15 protein-coding genes are annotated in these 18,705 nt (G+C 37.4%); 2 read left to right on the forward strand and 13 right to left on the reverse strand.

Annotated elements, in window-relative coordinates; genetic code table 11:
• Nucleotides 1-22: 22 nt before the first annotated feature.
• From ACIQXJ_RS08920 to nagE, 3 genes are all read right to left on the reverse strand, one after another.
• A complete protein-coding gene (locus ACIQXJ_RS08920) occupies nt 23-883 on the reverse strand; it encodes a LysR family transcriptional regulator (protein WP_403052317.1) in 861 nt (286 codons plus the stop codon).
• Nucleotides 884-1,037: 154 nt separating this feature from the next.
• On the reverse strand, nt 1,038-1,895 hold the full coding sequence (locus ACIQXJ_RS08925; RefSeq protein ID WP_403052320.1) for a patatin-like phospholipase family protein: 858 nt from the start codon (nt 1,893-1,895) through the stop codon (nt 1,038-1,040).
• A gap of 83 nt (nt 1,896-1,978) precedes the next feature.
• Nucleotides 1,979-3,928, reverse strand: a complete 1,950-nt coding sequence (gene nagE / locus ACIQXJ_RS08930) for an N-acetylglucosamine-specific PTS transporter subunit IIBC (RefSeq protein WP_403052323.1) — start codon at nt 3,926-3,928, stop codon at nt 1,979-1,981.
• A 400-nt stretch (nt 3,929-4,328) separates the two neighbouring features.
• Here nagE and ACIQXJ_RS08935 point away from each other — a divergent pair, with 400 nt between their 5' ends.
• The gene (locus tag ACIQXJ_RS08935) at nt 4,329-4,970 is read left to right on the forward strand and encodes a hypothetical protein (RefSeq protein WP_403052326.1); all 642 of its coding nucleotides are present in this window, start codon (nt 4,329-4,331) and stop codon (nt 4,968-4,970) included.
• A 187-nt stretch (nt 4,971-5,157) separates the two neighbouring features.
• Here ACIQXJ_RS08935 and ACIQXJ_RS08940 read toward each other — a convergent pair whose 3' ends face one another.
• The 4 genes from ACIQXJ_RS08940 to ACIQXJ_RS08955 all read right to left on the reverse strand — a co-directional run bounded on the left by ACIQXJ_RS08940 (nt 5,158) and on the right by ACIQXJ_RS08955 (nt 10,794).
• The gene (locus ACIQXJ_RS08940) at nt 5,158-6,708 is read right to left on the reverse strand and encodes a hydantoinase/oxoprolinase N-terminal domain-containing protein (protein WP_403052329.1); all 1,551 of its coding nucleotides are present in this window, start codon (nt 6,706-6,708) and stop codon (nt 5,158-5,160) included.
• Complete coding sequence (locus ACIQXJ_RS08945) at nt 6,701-7,804, reverse strand: S-methyl thiohydantoin desulfurase family protein (RefSeq protein WP_403052332.1); 1,104 nt, start codon at nt 7,802-7,804, stop codon at nt 6,701-6,703. The genes ACIQXJ_RS08940 and ACIQXJ_RS08945 overlap by 8 nt, the downstream gene beginning before the upstream one ends.
• Nucleotides 7,801-9,069, reverse strand: a complete 1,269-nt coding sequence (locus ACIQXJ_RS08950; protein ID WP_403052335.1) for a cytosine permease — start codon at nt 9,067-9,069, stop codon at nt 7,801-7,803. Before ACIQXJ_RS08950 ends, ACIQXJ_RS08945 begins: the two co-directional genes overlap by 4 nt.
• 132 nt (nt 9,070-9,201) lie before the next feature.
• A complete protein-coding gene (locus tag ACIQXJ_RS08955; RefSeq protein ID WP_403052338.1) occupies nt 9,202-10,794 on the reverse strand; it encodes a PucR family transcriptional regulator in 1,593 nt (530 codons plus the stop codon).
• Between the two features lie 262 nt (nt 10,795-11,056).
• Here ACIQXJ_RS08955 and ACIQXJ_RS08960 point away from each other — a divergent pair, with 262 nt between their 5' ends.
• A complete protein-coding gene (locus tag ACIQXJ_RS08960; RefSeq protein WP_403052341.1) occupies nt 11,057-11,938 on the forward strand; it encodes a pentapeptide repeat-containing protein in 882 nt (293 codons plus the stop codon).
• 49 nt (nt 11,939-11,987) lie between these two features.
• Here the strand turns inward: ACIQXJ_RS08960 and ACIQXJ_RS08965 are convergent, their stop codons facing one another.
• The 6 genes from ACIQXJ_RS08965 to ACIQXJ_RS08990 all read right to left on the reverse strand — a co-directional run bounded on the left by ACIQXJ_RS08965 (nt 11,988) and on the right by ACIQXJ_RS08990 (nt 18,699).
• Entirely contained in the window at nt 11,988-13,700 is a 1,713-nt protein-coding gene (locus ACIQXJ_RS08965) for an FTR1 family iron permease (RefSeq protein WP_403052344.1), read from the reverse strand.
• On the reverse strand, nt 13,675-14,934 hold the full coding sequence (gene efeB, locus ACIQXJ_RS08970; RefSeq protein ID WP_403052347.1) for an iron uptake transporter deferrochelatase/peroxidase subunit: 1,260 nt from the start codon (nt 14,932-14,934) through the stop codon (nt 13,675-13,677). Before efeB ends, ACIQXJ_RS08965 begins: the two co-directional genes overlap by 26 nt.
• Before the next feature lie 6 nt (nt 14,935-14,940).
• Nucleotides 14,941-15,807 carry an iron uptake system protein EfeO gene (gene efeO, locus ACIQXJ_RS08975; protein ID WP_403052350.1) on the reverse strand — a complete coding sequence of 289 codons (867 nt, stop codon included), beginning with the start codon at nt 15,805-15,807 and terminating at the stop codon, nt 14,941-14,943.
• Nucleotides 15,808-15,972: 165 nt separating this feature from the next.
• Nucleotides 15,973-17,169, reverse strand: a complete 1,197-nt coding sequence (locus tag ACIQXJ_RS08980; protein WP_403052353.1) for an MFS transporter — start codon at nt 17,167-17,169, stop codon at nt 15,973-15,975.
• A 12-nt stretch (nt 17,170-17,181) separates the two neighbouring features.
• Entirely contained in the window at nt 17,182-17,601 is a 420-nt protein-coding gene (locus tag ACIQXJ_RS08985) for a MarR family winged helix-turn-helix transcriptional regulator (RefSeq protein WP_403052356.1), read from the reverse strand.
• Nucleotides 17,602-17,736: 135 nt separating this feature from the next.
• Nucleotides 17,737-18,699: a FecCD family ABC transporter permease gene (locus tag ACIQXJ_RS08990; protein ID WP_403054867.1), complete on the reverse strand. Its 963-nt coding sequence runs from the start codon at nt 18,697-18,699 to the stop codon at nt 17,737-17,739.
• Between the last annotated feature and the right edge of the window lie 6 nt (nt 18,700-18,705).

Below are 18,705 nucleotides of genomic sequence, written 5' to 3' on the forward strand. Positions count from 1 at the left end.
ATCCTAGTAATGGACAGCTAAACTATTTGTTTTTATAAATGTCATAACAAACCGCCAAAAATGCTTTAATATCTGCAGTTACATATTTACATAAAAAATAAGTATTTGAAACAATATGTGAAAATTCTTTTACTGAATAACTATGAAGCCATTGCTCCATATAGGCTGCTTCAGTTACACTTTTTGGTAAAAAAGCAATACCTAAGCCTTGCTTGACAAAATTTTTTATGACTTCGGTTTGATTAACCTGCATACTTTTATAGCTCGATAATTGTTGTAGTACTTGCTGTACCTCTTGCCAATATGGCGCATATTCATGGATTAAAATCGTTTCTTGCTGTAAAAGTGTCATTGGGTCAGTAAATTTTTTGCCTATCGGTACAATCAGTTGGAGTGGCTCTTGGGCAAGCATTTCCATATGGATAGCTCGTGTGGACGTCAGTTTCGAGATACCTATATCGACAGCTCCTACATGTACCGCTTCTCCGATTTCATTGGATTTTAACAGTTCTATTGAGAGCTGAATTGTAGGTTTTTGCTGGTGAAAATAATCAATTATAGCTGGTAATGTAGAATTCGCAATTTGCGGAGCTACGCCAATCGTTAATGTTGAAGTAAAACCACTTTTCAAAGATTGTGTACTATGTAATGCTTCATCAACGGTTGCCACTATTTTTTGGGCTTGCTGTAAAAACTGTGCCCCTATGTAATTTAATTTTACATGTTTTGCTTGCCGTTCAAACAGCGGTGTTTGTAATTCCTTTTCTAAATGCTGAATATGTTTCGATACTGTCGATTGTGTAATAAAACATCTTTCTGCCGTCTCACGAAAATTTTCGGTTTTCGCTGCCACGATAAACGTCCGTAACCATTCTGTTTCCATAGACAAAGCCTCTTTTAGTTTTTCATTCATTATAACGAATTTATAGTGTGACTTGAAATCTTTCAAACTATATAGGTTATTATTATTGACTAAAAAGGACAAAGGAGCACCTTAACATGTAAGGCACTCTCCTTCTGAATTCGATTATATGCAATTATTTTAAAAAGTGCTTCAATGCATCGATTTGTTGCATAGCTTGCTCATAGCCCATGTCGTAATTTTTACGCATTTGCACCGTATCTTTCTCAAAGCTGTTGAGTGCATGTGTTGGGCGGAATATAAATGCTTTTCCTTGTGCCTCCAACTTTTCACAATACTCAAGAGAAGCATTATAATGGTCTGCACGTTTTTGCATGCTTTTCACCAAATTAGGATAACGTTTTGCTAGTAATTTCATAGCCCACTTGCTTTGGCGATCCATTTGTTTACGGTAGCCTTTAGGCCTTGTTAACACAAGTACATGCTTTTTAAAACCATTTTCGACACCATGCATTATCGGAATTGGCTCCGCTAAACCACCATCGTAATAGGGCGTATTATTTAGTTTGATTTCTGGGAATAGAATAGGTATAGCACAAGTTGCACGCAACATCATACATTGACGATCCATTTCTCCTGCATCCATATATTCAACTTGCCCTGTTGCTGCATTCGTTACGCCAAAAAGTAATTTCCCGTCATATTGTTTGTACGTGTTCCAGTCAAAAATATCAAGCTCATTTGGAATAATATTATAAGCAAAGTCTAAGCCAAATAAGCTCTTTTCCTTAAGGAAATTTTTCAAGCCCATATAACGCTTATCATGACGGTAATCCATTAATACACGTAAAGATCGTTCCTTTTGCTGTGACACATAAGAGCAAGCATTAATGGCACCTGCTGAAATGGCTACAACATAAGGCATCATAATGTCATGCTCTAAAAAAGCATCCAATACACCGGATGTAAACAATGTACGAAACGTTCCACCCTCTAATATTAAACTTGAATCCTCCACATTTACCTGTAGCATGCCATCACTCTTTCACTCTATATTCTCTTTTAGTTTACCGTAATCAATGCTAACTTTCTTCATTTTTTTCACTAATTATAAAGTTATGATTTTTTAATCGAAATAATATGCGGTGTACCCGCTTTTTGGTAACCGAGCTTTTCAAGTGTTATTTCTAGTCCATGCAAATTAGTAAATATTACAGGTGTAATGATTGAAGGAACTTGATTTTTAATACGAGGTAAATCTACCTTTAGTAATACCTCGCCACGTTGTATCCTTTGACCTTCTGTCACATAACTGTCAAAGCCTTCACCTTCTAGTTTTACCGTGTCTAATCCAACATGAATTAATAGTTCCGCACCCGTGTCGGTTAATAAGCCGACAGCATGCTTTGCCATAGAGACCATCACTACCTGACCGTCAACTGGCGCATAAACAGTGCCATCTTTCGGATAAATCCCAAAACCTGAACCCATGATGCCAGTTGAAAATGCTTTATCTGGTACTTCAGCTAATGGTATTAATTCTCCGGATATGGGCATATCAAAATCGTTTAGTAAAATGAAAGGATTATTCTCTGTCGCCTCTGCTATTGGTTTTGCTTTTCGAATGCCTTCCTTTGTTGTGGTTGGATTACCCTTCTTCAGTTGTTCCTTCATTGCCTCAGCTAAAAACTCTACAGATGGTCCGATTATCACTTGGACATTTGTATTGCTAATACATAAAACACCCAGCGCACCTCTTTGCTTGAGCTTTTTTTCATCCACCTTATTTGTATTATCCACTAACAGACGAAGACGCGTCGTGCAGAAATCAATCTGTTTAATATTTTCTTTTCCACCTAATGCTTCTATAGTCTGGAAAGCGCGTAAATCTAAATCATCGGATATAATAGAGTCCCCTTTTGTTTCATCTTCATCAATATCTTCACGTCCAGGAGTTTGCAAGTCGAATTTTTTTATTATGAAATAGAATATTGCGAAGTAGAAAGTACCAAAACCTAATCCGAGTGGAATTAACAACAACGGTTTATCTGCTAAACCAAAGTTTAATAAATAATCGATTAAGCCTGCTGAGAAACCGAAGCCATCACGAAAGCCAATAATGTAGGAAATCGCAAGTGAAAGCCCTGTTAATACAGCGTGGATTGCGTAGAGTATTGGGGATAAAAACATAAATGAAAATTCAATTGGCTCTGTAACGCCAGTTAAAAATGCTGTTAATGCAATCGATAAAAGCATACCGCCAACAGCTGCACGCTTTTCTTTTTTTGCCGCAAAGTACATTGCAAGACAAACCGCTGGTAAACCAAACATCATAATGGGGAAAAAACCTGCTTGGAAATGTCCAGCTGATGGATCACCTGCTAAAAAGCGGTGGATATCTCCTTTTACTAACTCACCTGTAGCATTAGTAAATGCCCCAAAATCAAACCAGATCACGGTATTCACTACATGGTGTAAGCCAACTGGAATTAATAGTCGATTTAAGAAACCATACATGCCCACTCCTAGCGATCCTGCGCCGATAAGCCAATTCCCTATTGCATCAATACCACCTTGAATTGGCCCCCAAACAATCGCTAATATACTAGCTACAACCGCCATAGTCATTGATGTTACGATAGGGACAAATCGCCGCCCCCCGAAGAACGATAACCATTCTGGAAACTTAACATTATAAAATCTATTATAAAGTAAACCTGCTGTTATACCCGCAATAATACCACCAAATACCCCCATATTTAATGCCTCATTTAGAGACGCTAATACAGCAACGAGTACAAGATGAGCAATGGCACCAGCTAAAGCTGCGCCACCACTACTATCATGTGCAAAACCCATTGCAATACCAATTGCAAAAATAATTGGTAAGTTCCCCAAAATTGCATTACCCGACGCAGCCATTATGCTAGCAATATATTGTACAACCTCATTTTCCACTACTCCAAGCATATCTCCAGAGCCTAAACGTAAAAGTAATGCGGCAGCTGGTAGTGTGGCAATCGGAAACATTAATGACTTACCTATTTTCTGTAAAAAAGCAAACATAATTTAGCCTCCTTTGGTATAGTTGTCTAGACCATTAAAATTTTAGTTAGTTACAATAATTATATTTCCACGCTAGTAAAAAATAAATATTTCATCGACAAAAATTGATATTTTACGATGATATTTTATTTAACTAGTAGCATAATTGCGACCTTTCCTATTTTAAAAAGAAGAACAGGCTCTTGATGCCTTCCAAGTGCCAGGCACTTTTTTGGGAATTGAGACGGGGGCTTTTAATTAATGGTATATATCGAATGGAATATGTTTACATAAAGCGGTATTATGAAGGGAAAGAAATGGATAAGTATAGGGAAGTCAAAAAGGAGTTTTCGGAAATCTTATGGAGACACCGGAATATAGGAAACTAAAAAAATAATTATTAGGCACAAGGAGTTAAAGAATGGAAAGTAAAATTAAATTTTATGAAAGTGAATTTCAGAAATTCCAACCCTCAAAACACTTTATTTCACGAATTCAAGAAATGGAAAATAAGAGTAGTTATGGAGCTAAACTTGCTTTGAAATGGACGGAGATTTTAAATCAAATACTAATCAATGAAGCTTACCCAGTAGTGCATCCGATTGGTCAAGAGACATTTTCATTATACGCAGAATTCCCAACAGGGGTGTTTGAATATGCTTTAGATATAGATGGTGCTTGTACCCTCATAAAAGAAAACAATTTGAAACCAGTCAAGGTTATTCCATCGAGCATTATTCATTCCGTTGACCACGGTAACATAAATAAAGATCCAAACAAAATAAAGCCAAATCATAAAAATCCTGTAATGATACTTCAAAGTCATTATTTAACTGATAATAAACCTTATTGTATCAATGGCAACCATCGCTTATTTGAAGCTTATCGAAATAACGATAAACAACTAGAAATTTTTGTATTTAAAGATTTAGAATTTGCTCCTTTCTTTTATGATATTCTAAGCAAAGCTACTTATTTTATTGAGATTGATTATACAAATGTAGTTAGTAATAAAAGAGATTTTATACACAATAAGAATGGTGCTTTCGCATATGAATTATAGATAATATTGTTTGTAGTTATTCAATAACCGAATGCGATATTGAAAACGCAGAGGATACTAAAACCTCTGCGTTTTCTTGTGCAATTTACTTCGAAAATATGACATTTAAATTGATATTTTACTTGTGAATTAACATTTTCTACTTCATAAACGAACCACTTACTAGTTAATGGCTCTTCCTTGTTATTTATGCCATTTTGCCGACAACTTTTACTTTTAATCTTGTTGCGTTTTCTGGATGATATGCAAGTGGCGTTTCTTCCACTTCTACTAATTCAATTGTCTCAGTAAGAGCTCCGGCTAATACCGCTTGCTTCACTGCTTTATTTTGTGCATCTTGCAATGATTCTTCACGTGGTTCTTTAGCATAAATATAAATCTGTTCATACTGCCCACTAATTTGCGCAATAGAGGCGCCAATCGCATTGGCAACACTACCATGTTCATTTTTAATAATTTTAGCTACCCCTCGTAACGATTCAGGCACAATAATACTGCCCCCACCGACTAAAACAAGTTGCACATCTTCTGATGAAGTTTTCATTTTATCAATGGCCTGCTCAAGTAACGACGCCATTTCTTTTTGTACATCTTTGGCAAATGCTTCATCAAGATGATCTACTAAACTACTATCTCCTACATCTGCAAGACCTAAACGAACAGCAATATCTGTTGTTGTCAATGTGTCGCCTCCAAAGACCAGTGCCTCTTGGCTAATTTTATAGCCTACACTATCAGGGCCAACCGTAATCTTGCCATCATTGACACGAACGATACTACCTCCGCCTAGTCCAACTGAAATAATATCTGGCATTCTAAAGTTTGTACGAATGTCCCCTACTTCTACAGCGACAGACGATTCTCTTGGGAAACCATCTTGTAGGACACCAATATCAGAAGTTGTTCCGCCAACATCCAACACCATCGTATTTTTAATTTGTGACAAATAAGATGCACCACGAATACTGTTCGTCGGTCCACAAGCAATTGTTAAAATTGGGAACTGTTTTGCATAATCGATTGACATCAACGTTCCATCATTTTGACATAAATACACTTCCGCATTAAAAATCCCTTCTGTTTGCAATGCATGCACGAAACCTTGTGTCGTTGTTTCAATTACTTTGCAAAGCGCCGCATTTAAAATTGTTGCATTTTCACGTTCAATTAACCCAACTGACCCAATCAATGAAGAACAAGAAATTGGAAACGCTTCGCCATACACTTGTTGGATAATATCACGGACTTTCAATTCTTGATCATTTTTGATAGATGAGAAAACCCCAACGATAGCTATTGACTCTACCTGGTGGCGCCAGCCCTCTAATAGCGATCTTATTTCATCTTCATCAAGCTGTCCTAATACTTGCCCATCATATTCGTAACCACCATGCACTAAAGCATAATTGCCTGATAGGTTTTCAACCATATCTTTCGGCCAAGCAGTGTATGGCAATACTGATGCAGTTGCAGGATAGCCAAGGCGAATGACACCTACTTTAGCGAGTTTTTTACGCTCTACAATAGCGTTTGTACATTGTGTTGTACCTAACATCGCATGGCTAATTTTTGTTTTATCAATTGCTAAGTCTTGCAGTAAATGTCGTAAAGACGTTTCAATCCCTGTTTTAATATCTAAGCTGGTTGGTGATTTTACACTATGAATAAGCTTATTATTGTTATCTAAAAGGATGGCATCTGTATTTGTTCCACCTACGTCAATTCCGATTTTATACATGCTCAGCTACCCCCTTTTTCACGATTTCCTCGATAGGCTCATAATCATAATCATAGCCAAAGTATTTTGGACCTGCTGTTTCAATCCCTTTTGCCGTACGCCATTTTTCATTAGCAGGCAGGCCAATAACACGTACACGTTTACCATATTTTAAACTTTCTGTTGTTACAGGTAATAATGTTTCATAATCTACTAAACAAATTAAATCTGGAGTCATCGCAACAACTTGCTCATTTTTTTCTGCTAGTAGATTTTCATTTTGGAAATGGACTTTCATCTGTTCATCTTTATTGGCATCAATGCCTTCAAGATTCATTTTCCCCAGGTTAAAGCCACCCTTCGTTTCTCGAATGACATCTACGATTTTACCTTGGAATAATTCGAAGCCTGAAACGAGGTTTAGCAATTCTTGTAGCTTGTCATTTACTTCTTTATTTTTGGACGCAATGATTTCCCCAATTTTTTCAGAAAGTGTGATAATGTGATGCACACCACTTTTCTTCATTTGTGCACCAGTTGTAGGATATAAGCTCACTAAAGCACTTGCGCCCATTTCTACTGTCGCTGTACGAGCTAAACGCTCTGTCCATTTATTATCAATTGTTTCAAAAATACCAATATTTCCTTTTTCATCAGTAATCGCCATCGGTGTTGCTGAAATACCATCTAAATGGAATGTCACCATCTGCAATTCTGGGAAAGCACGACCCATCCCATCACAATCAATTAGTGGTAAACCAAGTTGTGCAGCTACTACAATTGGAATCATCGAGTTCACACCACCGGCTTCCATTGGATACGTACCTGCAATTTGCTCTTTTCCTAAATACTGAGCAAGCTTTTGGAAAACTTTCACGAATTCATCGCCACGTGGGAACTTCTCGACTAAAACAGAGGGCGCTCCCATCATTGCAGCGGGAATAAAAAAGTCCTCATCTGCTATTTCATCTACTGAATACAATTTGACAGGCCCGTTTTTTTCAATAGCAGAAAGCGCCATAAGCTTTCCAATGTAAGGATCACCGCCTCCGCCAGTGCCTAAAAATGCTGCGCCAATCGCAATGTTTTCAATTGCTTCTTTATCTAAATATCTCATCTATTTTCCTCCAATATTATCGATTTTTGTACAGTTATCCGATGCCCTATATAATAAATAACAAATGAAATGACAATCCCGATTAAAGGCTGATTAGGTATTTGAGGTAATTCAGGGAATAAGGATAAAACAACAGGAGCACTGGCAATAATTGCGCCAGCTAACCATGAAAATACACCTAAACGATTGACCCCTTCTACCTCATGCCAACTATTTTTATCACCTTTATTCATAAACCAATATGAAGCAATCATTACGCCCGCAACTGGAGGAATCATCGCTGATAATATTGACATAATCGGTGTAAAGTAATTGAGTATCCCTACCACAGCCAATAATGTCCCAACTGTTCCGGCAATACCTATTGCCACTTTTTCTTTTTCCTTAGAAACGTTAAAGACATTAATAAGAGCAATTCCTCCTGAAATGGCATTGACCAAATTCGTTTTCCATGTCGCTAAAATTAGCGCCACACCGCCAATAAATGGTGTTGCAATATTTAAAAAGACAGCCGTAATATCACTTGTTTGATAAGCGATTGTTAACACAGCCCCTACGCCAATCATTAAAATACCAGCAGGGATGATGCCGAAGGTAGCTGCTTTAAATACATCCGCTCTTTTTTTGGAAAATTGCGAATAGTCACCAGCTATTACTGCTCCTAAGGCAAACGAGCCAATCGTTACAGCTAATCCATCCATAAAGCTCATCGTTTGTTTCGGTTTGTAGTCCAAAATAATTTGTAGATGATCTCCCGTCAATGTTTGTACTAAACCAAATACACAAATTACAACTAATAACGGTACTGCAATATAACTTAATACACGTAATACTTTCATTCCATAAATCGCTGAAATCACCATGACCAACCCACTAAGGAAAGAAGCGAATGGCGTTGGTACATTCACATTAAAATGCGCTAACAAATTCGCTAACGCTACCCCACAAACATTGGCCTGAATACCAAACCAGCCCAAGCAAGCGATGGCTAATATAATAGACAAAATCGTGCGAGATCCTGTTTTACCAAATACATGTCCTGCGATATGAACGGTTGGCTTTCCTAAGTCACTGCTTTGCATACCTTGCAAAACCATGATAATAACAACAATCGTATAGCCAACGAGTGCTACGGCAAGTGCCATTGGTAAACTCATACTCGAAATAAGCGTGTTCCCTACTAGTAAACTCGGGATACAAATCATCGCACCAGCCCAAATAATACCTAAACTATACCAGGACTGTTCATTGCCTTCGTTTCTCATAATACTCCCTCCTTATACTTCCTTGTTTCTTGAATGAATCTAATTATAAGAGAATAGGTAATGGTACGTCTTTTTCATAAATAAAAAAAATAATCTGAAATTTTGTCAATTCGAACAAAATTCCAGATTATTTTAATTATTAATTAAACGATAGAGCATACATGCCATATAAACATCGTAAAATTCCGAGTAGATTGTGACATCACTGCCAATCAATTCACTTATTTTTTTTATACGATATTTTACAGTATTTTTATGAATGAATAAAATCTTACTACAGTCATCAAAATTACCATTTGCATCTAAGAGAAACGTCATTAAAGTTTTTAACGACTCCTCATCATTCAAAATAGGTTCAATCGCTGACAAATATTCTTCAATCATCTCTTCCCCTTGTTTACTTAAATCAATCGCCCGCTTTATGGATCTTATTTCAGCTGCCGTATACAATTTGCGCAAAGGAAAAATGGCATGAACCTTTTCGCCGACTTGATTCACTATCTGATACATTTGTCTTACTGCTTTCGTATTTTTCATTTTCGGTGAATACACAATTTTAGCAATTTTGGCGTCGTAATTTGACGTTTGAATAAACTCACTAGCAATTTCAAATTCGTTATATTTATATAAACAATTTCCTAAAAGAACTATGATGCAATGATCAATACATTGAATCACTCTTGTTTTGTAATATTTTGAAAGTTGTTCATCCAATTCATCTCGAATACTTTTTTCTTTCGTTAAATCATTAATCGTAACTAACCACATCATCTGCACAGCAGAGACATCAATATGAAGTACGTTTGCCAATCTGCGCATTTTATCACTTTCATCATTAATAATCGCTTTGACCAATGCATACTCACTTACATCATCATGTTTATCTCCCCAGAGATTAATTGCCACTTGTACCACTTCACTAATTTTTTCAATCGTTTTTGCAGGCAATTTCGTATTCTCTTTAATAAGGAATAAATACAGCAGCTCGCCATTTTTTTGGTGAACGCTTTTATATTCAATAACGCAAGTGATATCATTATTTAAAAGCTCAAGCTCCCCCTTGTCCTGATTGACTAAACTTTTGGAAAATTCTTCGATGACTTTGGACACATCTAAGGAAGAATTTCTAGGCCACATTACTTGATTGACAATATCAAAATTCGTATTCGTCAGCACAATATTCGCTTTTAGGCGATCCGATAACATTTTCAGCGTAATTTCTACACTGCGTAAATGCTCTGGTAGCAGCGAAACCTTTTCTAATGTTTCTTTAACGAAATGATCATTGACCACTTGGTTACTAATGATTGTCTCCATCACTTCATAAATGACTTCATTATACCTTAGTGAATAATCATTTTTAGGCATACAAATAATAATAAAATCTTGTGAATCTGCTAATTGCAGTACTTCCTTTGGGATTTCTGGCAAAACAATACCGACATAATATAATATTAAACCCAATTCTCCTAGGTCATGTAAATATTGAATGGTACTACATTGTTTTTCCACACTATCTCGAATGGAAAAAAAAGAACTGATCACTAGTTCTTCCGCATACCACTCTTCTTGGACTGTTTGGACAATCTTCGAACAAAAATCTCCATCTGAAACTTCTAAAACAGATAGAGAGGAAACAGTTCGATTAAGATTATTTCGCCCCGTTAATACTTCTGCTCCTCTAAATGATGGTAATTGCAGCAAATCGTTTACTGTTACCCCCATATTCCTTCACCACTACTTTATTAAAAATTTGCATTCTATTAAATATTACGGGTATCACAAAAGTCGATACCTTATGAAAAAGAGTATCACATTCGACAAAATGTTTCAAAAATAGACATTTTTCAAGAAATTTTCTTGCTGTCAGCCTGCTCCCCTTTTGTATTCGTTTATTAATCACCTAATGCAACTTAAAAAATATCCATTAAAAGTTATTTAATGGTAAAATTATAAGTGAATTTAAAATATAAGTGAGGAAAAGACAATGTCAGAAGTAATAAAAATCGGTAATTCTATTGAAAATGATTTACGTAAGAGCATGCAAGCAGATTGTCGAAACTGTTTTGGCTTATGCTGTACCGCACTAAATATTGTTGCATCGAGCGATTTCGCTATTCATAAACCCGCTGGTACACCATGTCCAAATTTGCAATCTAACTTTAGCTGTCAAATTCATCGTGAGCTCAGAAACAAAGGCTTTAAAGGATGCACCGTATACGATTGTTTAGGGGCAGGGCAATGGGTTTCGCAATCGACGTTTCGTGGACAAGATTGGCGCAACAATTCTGAAATTGCTAATAAAATGTTTCGGATATTCCCGATTATGGAACAGTTATACGAAATGATTGCCTTTGTAGCAGAGGCAATGTCTTATGCAATCTCACAGCGCTTATACGATAAATTACATGAACAGTTAGAGAACTTGCAACACCTAACTAAATTAAACGTAGAAGCACTGTTAGCTATTGATATCTCTCATATTCGACTACCCGTAAATACCTTACTATTAGAGACAAGTGAACTAATTCGCAATGAGCTTGTAATAAACACGTTCAGTAAACAAAATGGTCGAAAAACTAATTATCGTGGGGCCAATTGGATGGGGAAAAATTTAAAAGGCAAAGATTTAAGAGCAACCGATTTGCGAGGTGCATTGTTAATTGCGACAAACCTGCAACAAGCGGATTTAAGAGGGGTTGATTTTATCGGTGCTGATTTACGTGATGCCAATGTATGCGGGGCAAATCTTTCTACTGCGATGTTTTTAACGCAAATGCAAATCAATTCAGCAGTTGGTAATCACGAAACGAAACTACCCTTTTATTTAAGCATGCCGACACATTGGCATAATTCAATACAAAAATAAAGGACAGATTAGAAGCATCTTTCTCTTCAATCTGTCCCTTTTTGTTACTTCACTTGTTTCTTTTATAAAGAATAGTCGCTATAACGAGCACAAGTAAAATAGCTTGCCCAATGATTGTTTCAACAGTTGGATAGAAGCCTATAAAGCTAATAACTGGTAGACCATCAACGATTGTCGTTGGCACACTATCTCTAAGTTGCAATGTATGCAAGCTGACACCGATAATTTTAAATGCCAACACATAAATTAACACCGTTGCCACGGCAAAAAGCTTATGAATGGCAATTTTGCCACTCGCTTTAAATAATACAATGGCTATTACCGCTAGAATGATAAGTGCTAGGATAATACCCAGTATAAATTGAGATGTCGCCATTTTCGGGGCAATCCCAGCATAGAAAACAAGTGTTTCTGCCCCTTCACGGAACACCGATAAGAAGCTAACCGATGCCATCGCAAATACCGATCCACTTGAAATGGCGTTGCCCATTTGTTTTGAAATGTAACGGTTCCAGCTTGCGACACTTGATTTACTATGTAGCCAAATACCGACACCTATCATCATCGCAGCAGCAACAAGACCTACATATCCTTCCATCATTTCTCGGTTCGTATCCACCGTTGCTGAGTTGAAAATCGTAGACATTAATACGGCAGCTACCGCTGATACTAATATTCCAGCTAATGCTCCTACATAAATCCATTTACGCAGCGATTTTTGCCCAGATTTATTTAAAAATGACACTAATGCTAAAATAATTAATAATGCCTCTAAGCCTTCACGTAGTAAAATTAATGCTGAATCCCAAATAGTATAATCTGAATTTCCTTGAATTAATACAATTTCAGTCCGGAATTGATCAAGCTTACTTTTAATGCCTTTGCCATCCACCTGAGATTTTAATAAGTCACTTACTAGTATCGGCATATCACTTTCAATCTTTGTATAAAGACTACCATTACGTGTTGAAATATCGATTTCTACGCTTGGCCATACTTTGATGAACTCTCGGATTTTATCGGATGCTGCTTTGTAGTTGCCTTCATCAATTAGATCATTGGCATCATCAATATAGGCAATTAATGTTGATAAAGAATAGTCGCCTTCTACTACTTGCGCAGTATCATGACCTGCTACGAAATCCTCAATTGTTTGCTTTAAGTCAGCATATTGTGATTGCATTAACGCTACTTCAGGCTCTTCTGAAGCAAGTGTTATTCGTATAAAAGCCATTTGCGTTTCAATTTGACCGTACATCCCTATGCTTTGCTCACGTACAGGACGTTCAATTTTCTTCCATTTCGCATTGAAATCTTTATAAGCATCGTTAATTGAAACAACATCACCGCTTGCCAAAGCTTCTTCAAATGCTTTCATAATAGGTTTAAACTTTTGTCCAAATTCTGCTCGCTGTGCCGCTTCATCTACAGGGTTTTCAAGCTTTTCTAAAGCGCGCAAAGCATTTGAAAGTGCTGACAATGCCGTTAAACGTTCTTCTTTAGAAGAAGCCTTTACTGCTTGGTCGAGTATTTTATCGACTTCTTTTTTCGCCTCCGTTTGGTCCGATGAAACAGAAGACCAATCTGTTGCGAATTGTTCAAGTGCGCGTTTTGCTTCTGCTTCCTTGTCTTGCTTTGTACTCATAAGCGCATCACTAATCGAAATGTATAAATGACTGTAAGATTCGGCTGCTTGTACGGGTACTGCAAGTGTCAGTAATAAGCATACGATAATGCTACAGCGCGTTAAAAAGTGCTTCACCTAAGTAACTCCCCTTTTGTACTCCAGGGAAGCAAGCAAACACCGCACTGCCTCGATGGGTAATATATTCATTCATTTTATCCATTCGCCCTAAACTGTTTTGAATCGTTGTAAACTGTGCCGGATCTTTTTGAAAAGAGATAAATATTAGTCCTGCATCATGCGCACCCGTATTCGACATCACACCTGATGCGTATGAATAAGATCGACGTAATATGCGAGCACCTGATTTACGTGCTAAATGCACATGCGATGTATCAGGCATAATATACTCGCCCTTGCTATCTTTTGCTTCGATATCGAAATCATCAAATTCCTTCGTTTTACCTAATGGTGCACCACTATCGCGATAGCGCCCAAACGTTGCCTCCTGATCCTTCAAAGATGTACGATCCCATGTTTCAAGATGCATTTGAACTTTTCGAGCAACTAAATAGGAGCCACCCTTTAACCATCCTTTATCGACCCACACGACTTTATTTAAGTCTTGTTCATCCGTAATTGAAGGATTGACTGTGCCATCCTTGAATGCGAATAAATTACGAGGCGTGCCCCCCTCTGCTGGAAATGAGTTAAAGCCCGCTTGCGACCATTTAATTTCCACTTTTCCGGAAGCAGCACGCACTAAATTACGGACTGCATGGAACGCTACTTGCGGATCGTCAGCACATGCTTGAATACAAAGATCCCCGCCTGTATATTCCTTTTGGAGCTGATCTTTTGGAAAATGTGGCAAATCAGCTAATTCAGCAGGCTTTAAATGGGTCATTCCAAGCTTATCAAATAAAGAAGGACCTACACCGACAGTAATCGATAAATTAGAAGCATTTAAACCTTCTGCTTCTCCTGTATCACCTGTCGGCACTCGTGTATTTGTTGTTAAATCTACCATTAATTCACCATTCATTAAACGGACAACAAGAGGTGTCCATTTTTTGAACAACTCTTGTAGCTCTTCTTTTGATGACACGAGGACAGTTAAAGAAGCAAAATAAATATTTTTTTGAACGGGTGTAGTAATGCCTGACTGATGGTTTCCATAAAAATTAACCTTATTTTTTGCTGTTGCGCTATCTGCGACAGGCTCGAAAACATCATAGCCCATCGCCTTCATCACACCACCAAAGCCAGAAGCACCAATAGCAATACCGGCCACGCCCATGCTTGTTAGCTTTAACATTTCACGGCGCGATATTTTTTTATCGATCCATTTATCATCTTTTGACGATGTCATTATTTATCACTCCAAAATAATTCCCATTTGACTTAACGGTTCACCTAACTGGTTCACCGCAGCTGCAAGTGCTTTTGTATTTTCTTCTGTTAATTCTTCGTAAGAAATATAGCCCCCATCAGCTGTTGCATGTTGAGCTAATAAATCATCCACCGCTTTGAATTTTTCATCTAACGTTGCTACTAGATCTTTGTCTTTCTCTTCTAATTTTGAACGAAGAATTTCAAAGATTTTTTCTGCACCTTCAATATTAGCTTTAAAATCATATAGGTCTGTATGTGAATAAATTTCTTCTTCTCCAGTAATTTTTGAAGTAGATACCTCGTTCAATAAATCAACTGCACCTGTAATCATTACATCAGGTGTCACTTCTACTGTTTGAACGAGTGCATGTAATTCTTTCGCGTCAGCAAGCAGCTGGTCTGCCACCGCCTCATAGCCTTCAGTTTTACTTTCTACCCAAAGTGCATACTCAAGCTTATGGTAGCCTGTCCATTCTTCTTTGCCTTTACCTTCTTCTTCGATATCCGCTAAACGGCCATCGATACGTGGGTCAAGATCACCGAAGCTCTCTGCAATTGGTTCAGATCGCTCAAAATACATACGTGCAGGCGCATACGCTGCTTTCGCGCCTTCAATATCACCTGCTTTGAACAGGTTCACAAACTTTTCTGTATTTAGCAAAAATTGATCCATTTGTTCTAATGCAAATTGTTGATAGGCTGATAGTTCAGTAGATAAATCTACCGCTATCGCTTGATCTGCTCGCTCTGTTGCTGGTTTCTCATCTTTTTTTACTTCCTCTGTATTACCGCAGCCCGCCATAAGGATGCCACCTGCTACTAATACTGACAATAATGATTTATTTATCATGCTTAATACCTACTTCCGAATTAGTCTCTAACGTGAATGATAATCATTATCATATTTGATTGCAAGAAGTATTTTTAAATTAAGAAAAAAACGTCATTTTGCAGTTGAAATTTATTTCCAACTAGCAAAATGACGTTTTTTCTACAATATAATGATTCTAAACTACTAAATATTGACTTGTTTTATCTTTTCATTTTTTCCATATAAGAAATGATAAAGCACGATTGAAATAAAAATAACGGCTACAATCGCTAAGAATATGGCACTATATCCCATTGTCGGTACAAAAAATCCTAAGAAATAAGGTCCTATACCTAATCCTAAATCATATAAAATGAAATACGTTGAAGTTGCAAGCCCTAAACGTTCATTTGGTGTAACCTTAATAGCTATTGCTTGTGCTACTGAGTTGAAATTACCATAACCAATTCCAATAAAAGCTGCAGCTATTAAAAATACACCCGTGCTTGTCGCTGAGCTAAAAGCATACATACCAATTGCAAATAACACAAGACAAGGATAAATAATAATATTTGCTCCTCTTGAGTCGAGTAATTTTCCGGTAAACGGTCGAGTAGCTAAAATTACAATTGCATAAACGATAAAGAAATAACTACCTGCTGTTACCAAATTAAGCTCTTTAGCGTAGAACGTCATAAATGACATCACACCTGAATAAGCAAAGCCAATAACAAGCGCTACAAAGGCAATCGGTAAGGCACGCATTTCGATAAAGTTAGATAGCTTGAAGCCCGCTTTCTCTGCAGCTGCCTTCGCATTTTTAGGTGCCCCTGGAACTTTCACAATAAAATACATCATAAAGCAAATAATTGCTAATACTGAATCTACCGCGAAAATCATTCGATAATCTTCAAATAACTGCGTTAGTAATATGCCGATAAATGGACCAATTGCCGTTGCTAAAATAGCACTTAAGCTGTAATAGCCAATCCCTTCACCACGTCGTTCTGGTGGTAAAATTTGTGCAATAATCGTACCTGTTGCTGTACTTGCTATACCTAACGCTATCCCTTGCACTAAACGATTTAGCATAAGAAATGGTAAATTTAAGGCGATAAAATAAGACATCGTAGACAACATAAATAACAATAATCCACAAAATAATGTTTTTTTACTGCCCCAATCACCGATAATGCGTCCTGTGCCAAGTCGTCCAAATAACGTCCCGATAATAAAAATACTCGACACTAGCCCTGCTGTACTTGTCGAAGCGTCAAATTTCTCCACTGCATAGCCAGCTATTGTGACCATCAATAAATAAAAAATTAACGTAATCGTAAAATTGATAAGTGAAACGATTAAAAAGTCTTTTGTCCATAGTTTCTGTCTAGTTGCTTCCACTTGTTTCCTCTCCTACTGATGAATGTTTTTACTTATGTTTGCTAAAACCTGAGAAGCAATTTCAATATCCTGTTGTGATACACCAGCTAATGCTTTTTCTAAAAAAGGTTTTATATGCTCCTGGATTTCGTCCACGTTTTTTTCACCATATGGCGTTAATTGTACAACTTTTGCTCGCTTATCTTTCCCAGCCACCGTCTCTACATAACCAAGATCTACTAGCTTCTGTACAAGCCTCGTTACGCTAGGCTTTTCAATAGACATAAAGTTCGCGATTTCAACTAGTGAATGCGGACCTTTATCAATTAAGAAGCGTAAAACTGCCCACTGAGAGCTATATAGTTGATATTGTTCCAACTGCTTGTTGAGTTGATTCGTAAACGGGCGGTACATTAAACGAAACTCATTAAAAAATTGTTGTTCAATCGTCAAAAAAAATCCCTCCTTAATTAGTTAGCCTAGCTAACTATATATTAAATTACACCGTTTGTCTAGGTTGAAGTTTGCTACACTTCTATTTTTGCCCAATCTTTCTGAACAAAAAAACAACTGAACAGCGCGAGCCATTCAGTCGTTTTTTCTTAATAAATATAAAAAATAAGGTGCACCGATACATGCTACAACGATGCCGGCAGGCACAGTGGCAGTTGAAATGGCCACGCGGCCGATTGTATCTGCTAGCATTAATAAGCAAGCACCAATACATAATGTTATTGGTAAAAAGAATTGATAGCGGGGTCCAACAAGCTGCTTTGCAATATGTGGTGCCATTAAGCCGATAAATGCAATGCCACCTGTTACAGATACAGCAGCGGCAGCAAGGGCAACAGCCACCATTAATAATTGTAGTCGCTCTTTAGCAATATTCACGCCTAACCCAATTGCTGTTTGCTCAGTCATTGCTAGCACATTTAAAACATTTGCTTTATAAAAAATGAACGGAATACATATGACTAGCCATGGTACTAATGCCCATAGGAATGGCCAATCAGTTCCCCATACACTTCCTGCAAGCCATTGTGCGATAAACTGGACATCTGAGCGCTCAGCCGAGGAAATTAACAGCATCACACCCGATAATGCTGATGCCACGCCTACCCCGATTAAAATTAGCTTTACAGGTTGGACACCTTGATTGCGCTTATATGAAAAAAAGTAAATACTAAGAGCCGTTACTATAGCACTAAAAAATCCTACTACTGGCAATATATACGCAAAGTTTGGTAGATCACCATTGACAAATAAATAAAAAATGGTGATTCCCACTCCTGCACCAGCATTGATACCAATAATCCCAGGGTCCGCTAAATCATTACGTGTTACCCCCTGTAATACAGCTCCTGCCAATGCTAAAGCCATGCCTGCTGCTGCGAGAATAAATAGCCTTGGTAGACGGACAGAAAACAAGACAAAGGATTCTTTAAAAGTACCATCGCCTAGTAGGATAGGAAGGATACGATCAATGGACACCGAAGCAGCACCTAGTGAAATGCCCATTACAAAAATAAGGAATGTTAGCACTAGCCAAATAAGAAG

Origin of the sequence: Lysinibacillus sp. NPDC097868 (assembly GCF_044761135.1) — a bacterium.
Lineage (GTDB): Bacteria > Bacillota > Bacilli > Bacillales_A > Planococcaceae > Lysinibacillus.

Excerpts from the sequence above, each read along its gene's own strand:
- ACIQXJ_RS08945 (WP_403052332.1), bottom strand. The coding sequence starts at position 7,804 with ATGAGATATTTAGATAAAGAAGCAATTGAAAACATTGCGATTGGCGCA.
- ACIQXJ_RS08950 (WP_403052335.1), bottom strand. The coding sequence starts at position 9,069 with ATGAGAAACGAAGGCAATGAACAGTCCTGGTATAGTTTAGGTATTATT.
- ACIQXJ_RS08955 (WP_403052338.1), bottom strand. The coding sequence starts at position 10,794 with ATGGGGGTAACAGTAAACGATTTGCTGCAATTACCATCATTTAGAGGA.
- ACIQXJ_RS08935 (WP_403052326.1), top strand. The coding sequence starts at position 4,329 with ATGGAAAGTAAAATTAAATTTTATGAAAGTGAATTTCAGAAATTCCAA.
- ACIQXJ_RS08920 (WP_403052317.1), bottom strand. The coding sequence starts at position 883 with ATGGAAACAGAATGGTTACGGACGTTTATCGTGGCAGCGAAAACCGAA.
- efeB (WP_403052347.1), bottom strand. The coding sequence starts at position 14,934 with ATGACATCGTCAAAAGATGATAAATGGATCGATAAAAAAATATCGCGC.
- ACIQXJ_RS08925 (WP_403052320.1), bottom strand. The coding sequence starts at position 1,895 with ATGCTACAGGTAAATGTGGAGGATTCAAGTTTAATATTAGAGGGTGGA.
- ACIQXJ_RS08940 (WP_403052329.1), bottom strand. The coding sequence starts at position 6,708 with ATGTATAAAATCGGAATTGACGTAGGTGGAACAAATACAGATGCCATC.
- efeO (WP_403052350.1), bottom strand. The coding sequence starts at position 15,807 with ATGATAAATAAATCATTATTGTCAGTATTAGTAGCAGGTGGCATCCTT.
- nagE (WP_403052323.1), bottom strand. The coding sequence starts at position 3,928 with ATGTTTGCTTTTTTACAGAAAATAGGTAAGTCATTAATGTTTCCGATT.
- ACIQXJ_RS08960 (WP_403052341.1), top strand. The coding sequence starts at position 11,057 with ATGTCAGAAGTAATAAAAATCGGTAATTCTATTGAAAATGATTTACGT.